Origin of the sequence: Sphingomonas sp. 22176, assembly GCF_052045505.1 — a bacterium.
In the GTDB taxonomy this organism is placed as follows: domain Bacteria; phylum Pseudomonadota; class Alphaproteobacteria; order Sphingomonadales; family Sphingomonadaceae; genus Sphingomonas.
Window position 1 is genome coordinate 22187 of the sequence record NZ_JBQEPL010000014.1, and the last position, 8381, is coordinate 30567.

5 protein-coding genes are annotated in these 8381 nt (G+C 68.2%); 1 reads left to right on the forward strand and 4 read right to left on the reverse strand.

From position 1 onward, the window contains the following. Nucleotides 1–10: 10 nt before the first annotated feature. The 4 genes from ACTJKY_RS21390 to ACTJKY_RS21405 form a co-directional block, all read right to left on the reverse strand. Complete coding sequence (locus tag ACTJKY_RS21390; protein ID WP_440848096.1) at nt 11–1111, reverse strand: DUF885 family protein; 1101 nt, start codon at nt 1109–1111, stop codon at nt 11–13. Nucleotides 1112–1188: 77 nt separating this feature from the next. Next, on the reverse strand, nt 1189–4986 hold the full coding sequence (locus tag ACTJKY_RS21395; RefSeq protein ID WP_440848097.1) for a LamG-like jellyroll fold domain-containing protein: 3798 nt from the start codon (nt 4984–4986) through the stop codon (nt 1189–1191). Nucleotides 4987–5012: 26 nt separating this feature from the next. Beyond that, entirely contained in the window at nt 5013–6299 is a 1287-nt protein-coding gene (locus ACTJKY_RS21400; RefSeq protein ID WP_440848098.1) for an MFS transporter, read from the reverse strand. Between the two features lie 36 nt (nt 6300–6335). Then, nucleotides 6336–7115 carry a 2-keto-4-pentenoate hydratase gene (locus ACTJKY_RS21405; RefSeq protein WP_440848099.1) on the reverse strand — a complete coding sequence of 260 codons (780 nt, stop codon included), beginning with the start codon at nt 7113–7115 and terminating at the stop codon, nt 6336–6338. Between the two features lie 402 nt (nt 7116–7517). Here ACTJKY_RS21405 and kduI point away from each other — a divergent pair, with 402 nt between their 5' ends. Further along, nucleotides 7518–8360: a 5-dehydro-4-deoxy-D-glucuronate isomerase gene (gene kduI, locus ACTJKY_RS21410; RefSeq protein ID WP_440848100.1), complete on the forward strand. Its 843-nt coding sequence runs from the start codon at nt 7518–7520 to the stop codon at nt 8358–8360. The last annotated feature ends 21 nt before the right edge of the window (nt 8361–8381 follow it).

The window sequence follows — 8381 nt, forward strand, 5'->3', positions numbered from 1 at the left end:
CGGTCGCCGATTAGCGGCATTGCTCGGTTCGGCGGCGCCCCGTCCGAAGCAGCGCCGCATGGAAGCGCGGCCAGTCACGTCGATCCCGCGGGCGCAGGGCGCGCAGGCGGAGCGGCAGCCATGCCTCGGCGGCGCGAAGGGCGGGTTCCTGCGCGATCCGCGCGAGGTCTGCTTCGAAGGGCGCGAAATAGACGGGCTCTCCCATCGATGCCCGCATCGGGGCCAGCGCCTGATCGAGGCTCGCGCCGCGAACGTGCAAGGCGATGTCGGCGAGGCCGCGACAGGTTCGGAAGAGCATCCAGTGGAGGTGGCCGAGCAGCGCATGCGGCTCCGCGAACAGCCCGTCATCGGCCATCAGCATCTCGGCATAGCTTCCCCAGCCTTCCGTGAAAGCGGCGGCGTAGCGTAGCCGCAGCGGGTGTGGCTGGGCGCGGGCTTCCAGCGGAAGCTGTGCCATATGGCCGGGCAGCAGTTCGTGCGCGACGACGCTCGGGAGCGAGAAGCTCGGCCGGCGGCGGATGTCCTTCAGGTCCACCACATAGCTGCCGGGCACGCCCGCGCCGGGAAGGATGCGGTACCCGCCCTTGCCGGCGGCGATCTCCTCTGCCGTCAGCGCGCGGATCTCGACGTGGCGGCATTCCGGCGGCAGCGCACCGACCAGCCGCGGCAGCCGGGGCTGGATGGCGGCGAGCGTCGCCCGCATTCCCTCCAAGGCGGCGGCGCGGCCATCGGCATCGTCCGGGAAGAGATAGCGCGGGTCGTGCCAGAGGCGCTCGAAGCGCGCGCCGACCGAGGCGCCGGGGAGGGCGAGGCGATCGAAGATAGCAGTAGCGCTTGCCAGCAGAGTGCGGAGCGCCGCGTTCAGATCCCGCTCCACCCGCATTAGCTCGGCATCGTCGCCGGTGACCCGCTGTACCTGCAGCGCGAAACGCCGCGGCCCCGCTTCGGGTGCGTGCGCCAGCGCAAGATCGACGCGCAAACCGGCGCGCGCGGCCTGCAGGTCGAGGCGGCTGCCGAGGGATGCGCCCCGCGCCGTGAGGGGGTTGAGCAGGGCCAAAGCGCGGTCGGGCGGAAGCGTCGCCGCTTCATCGAGCGCGTGGCGGACGTCCAAGTCCGTGGCCGCGGACGCGCGCGCGGGGGGTATCGCCATCGCACCGGCCCCCGCGAGCAGATGACGCCGCGACAGCGTCATCGGGCGGGCGTCAGGTCAACGCGGTTGTTGAGGCGGGTGACTTCCGGCGCATTGTCGGGGAGTGCTACCTCGACGCGCGTCACTTGCCCTTTCGGCGGCGCGATCCGCACGACGACGGTGCGCGGCCGCAGGTCGGTCGGTGCGTCAAGGGGCGGGATTTGGGCCGTCGCCAGCACCGCGCCATCGGCGCCGCGCAGGGTGAGGGTGCCGCCGGGGGCACGCTGCGCGCCGAGGCTGTGCACCGTGACGGCAAAGCCCTTGGAGGTGCGCACCACATCGTCGATTCCGATGCCGAGATCCGGCCGCTGCTCCACCGGCGTCGTCGGAGACGCCAGCGCGAAATCGTAGATCGTGGTGGTGTGCGGCGCGAAGACCAGATCGGTGCCGAGGCTGCGTTCGAGGGGCAGCGTGGTCGGCGCACCGTCTGCGACCAGGGCGCCGCCGCCATCGGCGCTCGTCGAGCGCCGCATCGTCCAGCTGCCGGCGGTGACGTTCCAGGCGGTCATCGTCGCCCGCTGCGGCCGATCGGTGCGGTTATAGGCGAGCACGCGGAAGCGGTCGGGCGTCGCGCCGGGCACCAGGATCGCCACCTGCTCGCCGGCGCCGGCCTCGGCGAAGCGCCAGGAGACGCTGTTGCCGGGCCAAGTCTGGTTGCGGCGAAGCGCGATGCCGCCCAGCCGCTCGCGCTGGAGGATCTCGTTGGGCTGCTCGACCCGGTCCGACCACCAATGGCCTTCGGTATAGAGATATTCGTGCTGCGCCTTGTCGGCGATCGCGTCTGCGTGGAGCCGTTCGAGCGCCTTGGTGTCGCCGGTCGCGTCCCAGCGCGCGTAGAGCGAGAAGGGATCGGCCTTGGCGGCGGCGTCGATGTCGGCGCGCAGCTTCGCGCCGCCGGGCAGCGCCGTGAAGGCATTTTCGTTGAATTCGGCGAGTGTCGCCGCGCCGCTCTTGGCGATCCGCGCGTCGATCGGGCGGAGATATTTGGCGTCGCCGGTAAAGCGCCAGGCGCTCCACGCGCTCTGGAGCGGCGTGGTGATACCGCCGCCGTCGCCGACGCGTTCGGCATCGGTGCCCCAGTTGATCTCGTTGGGGAAGCTGCAGCCGCCGCTCGCGTCCTGCCGGCCATGTGCCAGCCACCCGTCCATCACGCCGGTGACGAGCCCGCGCGCCTGGGCATTGCCGTTGTACAGGCCGATCAGGATCGGCGCGTGCATCACGGTGAAGCTGTACGGCTTCTGCCAGGCCCAGGCCGGGTCGCGGTACATCTTGCGCCCGCCATACCAGTTGGAGGCGAAGTGCAAATGCCCCGCCGGGTTCTTTAGGATCACGCCCTGCAGCGCCCGCGTCGTCTCCATCAGCCGCTCGACGGCCTTGGGCTCGCCCCAGTTGAGGTACAGCCGTTCGGCATCCGAGTTCAGCCCTTCCTCATAGGCGTGGAGCTCGTCGGTGGTGATGGTGCCGAGCCCGTTGGTGCGCATGCCATTGGCATAGGCTGCGTCGGACAGCGCGCGCAGCGAGGCGTTCACTTTGTCCGGCTCGACGCCCATCAGCGCGAGCCCGGGCCATTGCTGGGTCAGGTCGGTATCGTCGGAGATGCCGCCGCCGAAATCGCCATAGGGCACCTGCCGCTCGTCGATCCACCAGTCGACGAAGCGGCGGACATAGCGCAGATCCTCCAGCTGTCGGAATGCCCAGAGCGGCTCCCCCGCCTGCGGCACTGGCTGGGTAAAGGCGGGCATGTTTTCCGGGCGATAGTTGATGTCCGCCCAATAGGTGCGCGCGAGCTTGTTGTCGGGATCGACGCGCAGCAGGTCGGTCATGTCGGCGAACAGGCGGCGATAGAGTGCCATCCGCTTCGACGCGGTATGCTCCTCGACGAGGAACGCCCAATTGTCCTTCACCTGGTTGAGCCGATCGGCGACATGCTCCTGCAGCGCGTCGGCGCGCGGCTTGAACACCAGCCGGATGCGCGCGCCGTCGAGGCTTGCCGCCGAGAAAGCGGGATCGGACGCGGCGATCGAGAGATAGAGGCTGTCCTGCGACAGGAGGCGATCGCGCAGGTCGAGCCAGAGGGTGCGCTTCTCGCCGGGGCGGAGCGTGACCGAAAGGTCGATCATGTCGCGCTCGGGCCAGATCGGGTCCTTCACCCGGATGTCGAGCGCGACCGGCTGCGTGCCGGGCAGCGCGGGCAGGTCGAGCGCGATGCCGTCCAGCCCGTCATGGATATTCTGCCAGCCATAGTCGAAGGCGCGCGCGACGGGCTGGTCGGGCGGCGCGTCGCCGAGGCTGGCGGGCAGGAGGATGTGGACGATCGGCGCCATGCCCGCGGGCCGCGCCACCTTGCCGCCGCCGCCGGCAGCACCTGCACCCACCGCGGCCTTCACGCCCGCCGTCGGCATCGCGACCACGGTCGCACGTTCGTCCGGCGCATAGCGCCCGGCGATGAAGGCGTTGAGCGGCGCCAGTGCGGCAAGCGTCGGCGCCAGGTCTGCGCGGATGGTGTAGTCCAGCTTGAAGCTGCCGTCGGGCTCGGCGCCCGCGCCGATGTCATACGCCCAGAGCTCCTGGATCGGCTGTTCCTGCATCACGTTGGTGAAGTGGAGGATTCCGCCGGTCCGGGGCGTGAACTGGTCGACGCTGCGCACCACGCCCTCCGGCCGCTTGGCCAGCACTTGGTCCTTGCCGTCGCCGCTCCAGCTGAGCGTGCCATAGGCGGCGCCGCGCAGCTCCACCCGGTTGAAGCGCTCGCCTGTCGGCACCGCCAGGTCATAGCGTTTGCCGCCCTCGACATAGGTGTTCCAGTCGGGCAGCTCGAAATAATCGTCGCGGCCGGGCAGGCGCGAGCGGTTGTAGACGCCGGGCCAGGTCGTCTCGGCGATGCCGTCGACGCCCTTCCACATCCATTGCTTCAGGTCCTTCGCATCGGCGAACTCGACCTTGCGCACCCGGGTGACGGGCGCATCGAGCACCGGCGGCAGCGCCTTGTCCCAGCCATAGCGATGGAGCCAGGCCTGATGCTCGGCCGCGGCATCGGGCGTGGGGAGGGGACCCGGCTCGGCCTTGGCTGCCAGTCGCGCGACATTGGCGGCGGAGAGCATCCGGTCATAGACGCGGATCTCGTCCACGTCCGATCCGCGCATGAAGCTGTAGCGGCTCTGCACCTGGTGCGGGGCCATGACGCGGCCGGCAAGCCCGAACTGGTCGAGCCCGGAATCCAGATCGGCGCGCTGCTCTTTCCGGGCGACCTCGCGGCCATCGACATAGAGCCGAACGCCCTGCGTCTCGTCCCAGGCGAAGGCGATGTGCTTCCACGCGGCGGGATCGGGCAGGCGGTCGATTCGCCAGGAAACGCGGATCCGCGAGAGATTGGCATCGGTGACGAAGGCGTCGAAGCCATGGCCGTTCCAGTCGATCCGCAGGAAGGCCATGTCCCAGCTCGTGTGGTCAGCAAAGCCGGCGCGAAAAATCACGAAGGGCACCTCGCCCAGCGGCTCACGCGCGCGCCAGAAGAAGGAGAGCGTGCCGCGCGCCGCGCGCATGTTGCCCGGTGCCTTCCACGCGACATAGCCGTCGTCCGCCCAGCGCGCCGCGCCGCCGATCGCCCCGTCCGGCACGATGTCGACATGGGCGCGGAAATTGGGGGCGGGGTCGCCCTGCGCGACATCGGCATTGAGCGACGTATCGGCGGACGCTCGGAACAGCAGGCCGGCGGCGGGATCGGTCTGGGCTTGTGCGGACAGCGAAAGGGAGCCGACCGCCAGAGCGAGCGCGGAGGTTAGGGGGCGGGTGGGCATGGCGGCGATCCTCTCCTGCAACCGGCTCAGATGCTGTCGACGCGGGCGAGGCGCGGGCTCAGCAGATGGACCACCGCCACGGCGAGCAGATAGACGCTGCCGGCTACGGCGAAGATGATGGTGTAGCTGCCGGTCGCCTCGAGGATATAGCCGGTGAACTTGGCCATCATCATCCCCCCGATCGCCCCCACCGTGCCGCCGATCCCGACCACCGAGCCGACCGCGGCGCGCGGGAACATGTCCGACGGGATGGTGTAGAGATTGGCCGAGAAGGCCTGGTGCGCGGCGGTCGCCAGCCCGACGATGGCGACGGCGAGCCACAGATGGTTCACATATTGGGCGAAGAAGATCGGCGTTACCAGGATCGCGCAGGCCAGCATCGTCCATTTCCGCGCGGCATTGGCGGTGAACCCCCGCTTCATCAGCCGCGACGACGACCAGCCGCCGGCGACGCTGCCCAGGTCCGAGATCAGGTAGATCACGATCAGCGGCGGGCCGAAGCTGACCAGATCGAGATGATAGGTCTTGGCGAGGAAGTCGGGCGTCCAGAACAGGAACAGCCACCAGATCGGGTCGATCAGGAACTTGCCCAGCGCATAGGCCCAGGTCTCGCGATAGCCGAGCAGCTTGAGCCAGCCGATCTTGCGCACCGGATCGGGCATGTCGCTTTCGATATAGGCGAGCTCGGCGGCGGAGACCTTGCTGCTCTCGCGCGGGCGTCGGTACAGCGCCACCCAGGCGACCAGCCAGACCAGGCTCGCCACACCCGTGACGATGAACGCCATGCGCCAGCCAAAGGCGATGGTGATCGCCGGGACGATCAGCGGCGTCACCACCGCGCCGACATTGGCGCCGGCATTGAAGATGCCGGTGGCCAGCGCGCGTTCGCGTGCCGGGAACCACTCGGTCACCGCCTTGAGGCCGGCGGGGAAATTGCCGCTCTCGCCGATGCCGAGGATGAAGCGCGCGATCGAAAACTGAAAGGCGGAGCCGACAAAGCCGCACAGCGTATGGCCCAGTGTCCAGATGACGAAGGCGACCGAATAGCCGATCCGCGCGCCGACCCAGTCGACCAGCTTGCCGAAGGTCAGATAGCCGATCGCATAAGCGGCCTGGAACCAGAAGATCACGTCGGCATAGGTGGTTTCGGACCAGCCGAGTTCGCCCGAGATGGTCGACTTCAGCACCCCGATCATCTGGCGATCGACATAGTTGATCGCCGTCGCCGCGAACAGCAGCGCGCAGATCACCCAGCGATACCGCCCGACCTTGTCCGCCGCGGCCGCGACCGCCGGCGCCTCCCTGCTAGCCATCGGTCCTCTCTCCTGTGTCGGGGCCTCTTTGCGGGCCTATTGTGCGTTGATCGTGCAGTGTACCGAAAGCCGGCCGTCGAACCGCGCTTCCACCCGGTCGCCGATCGCGACGGGGTGTACGCCGGTGACCGCACCGGTGGAAATCCATTGGCCCGGCGTGATCGCGATGCCGCGCGCCGCCAGGTGCTCGAACAGGAAGCGCGCCGCGCCGAAGGGGCCGTCGAGCATGTCCGCGGCGATGCCGGTGCCTATTTGAGCGCCATTGATGTGCAGCGCGACGGGCCAGCGGTTGAGGTCGATGTCGCGCCAGTCGTCGACGGCCGCACCGACGACCAGGCCGTTATTGTTGCCGAAGTCCGAAATGGTGACCGTCGGGCCGTGATCGTTGATGCCGGCAAAGGGCGAACTGGCGATTTCGATGCCGACATGGACGGCGTCGATCAACGCGAGCGCCTCGTCGAGGCTGAAGCTGAGCTGTGCGGGATCGGGCGCCTGGCCGATGCGCAACAGGAACTCCGCTTCGGCCGCACCGAAGCCGCCGGCGAAGATCGGCATCGCGATTCCGTCGTGCGATTGGATCTGGTCTGCGAAGATGGGGCCAGCCAGCCGGTCGATGCCCTCGACGGGCGGGTTGATCCGACCGACCTTCCAGCCGGCAACGGGCTTTGCATAGAGCGTCAGCGCCGCGTCCTGCACGGCATAGGCTGCATCCAGATGGCTCGGAATCGCGCCGGGAAACGCGGGCAGGGCAGAGGCGGTCCGGCGTGCTTCCACGAATGCGCGCGCTATCTGCGAAGTGTCGCTATTCGGCTCCACGGCCGCCCCCTCTCACTATGGTCGTTGTTTCCCGATCGGTATGGGAAACCGGTGTCAATGGCAAGCCGCCGCGTGCGTCCGTGCAATAAAAATCTTGCCTCCAGCGACGAGGGGCACTGGTCGACCCGCAGAGGCTGGATGGCGTATGCACGCAAGACACGGAAGTCGGCCAGATATGTACGCGCGGACGCAACGTGTGGCTCCGACAGGGTTGCGCTCGCTCCTGACACCGGTTACCAATTGCGCCAACCGCTGGCGAGGCGGATGGAGAGGATCGTCATGATCTGCATGTCACGATTGGGCGCAAGGTGCCGGCCGTTGTGGCCAGGCCTTGCCATGATCGGCGCATCGGCTCTCCGTCCCGCAGGATCCTGGCCCGCATGATCTTGGAAGGAGTATCGCATGTTCGACCGGACCTATTATGCCACCCATCCCGACATGATGGAGTGCGTGAGCAATGAGGAACTGCGCGACCGCTATCTGATCTCTGGCCTGTTCCGCGCAGGCGAATGCGTGCTGAACTATACCCATGCCGATCGCTTCGTGATCGGTGGGGTGCAGGTGGCGGGCGGCGATGTCCGGCTTCCCGCGCAGGCCGAGCCGAAGTCGGCCGAAGGGCATCCCTTTCTCGAACGGCGCGAGCTGGCGATCGTCAACGTCGGCGCGGTCGACGGCACCGTGACGGTGGACGGCGAGGCATTCGCGCTCGGCAACAAGGACTGCCTCTACGTCACCATGGGTGCACAGGAGGTGATCTTCTCCGGCGAAGGCGCGCGTTTCTATCTGGCGTCCTGCCCGGCGCACAAGGCGTTCACCACCCGGAAGCTCGGCATCGCCGATGCCAATGCGCTGGAGCGCGGGAGCCTCGCCGAGTCCAACGAGCGAACGATCTACCAGCTGGTCATCCCCGGCGTGTGCGACAGCGCGCAGCTGGTGATGGGGCTGACCGTGCTCAAGCCGGGCAGCGTGTGGAACACCATGCCGCCGCACGTCCATGAGCGCCGCAGCGAGATCTATTTCTATTTCGAGCTCGACGACCTGGAGAAGGATCGGGTGATGCATTTCATGGGCGAGGGCGAGGCGACCCGGCATATCGTCCTGGCCAACGAGGAAGCGGTGATCAGCCCGCCCTGGTCGATCCATATGGGTGCGGGCACCAAGGCCTATGCCTTCATCTGGGCGATGGCCGGCGAGAACCAGGATTATACCGACATGCAGGTGCTGGATATCTGCCAGCTGGCTTGAGCGCCTAGCTCCCCCTCCCGC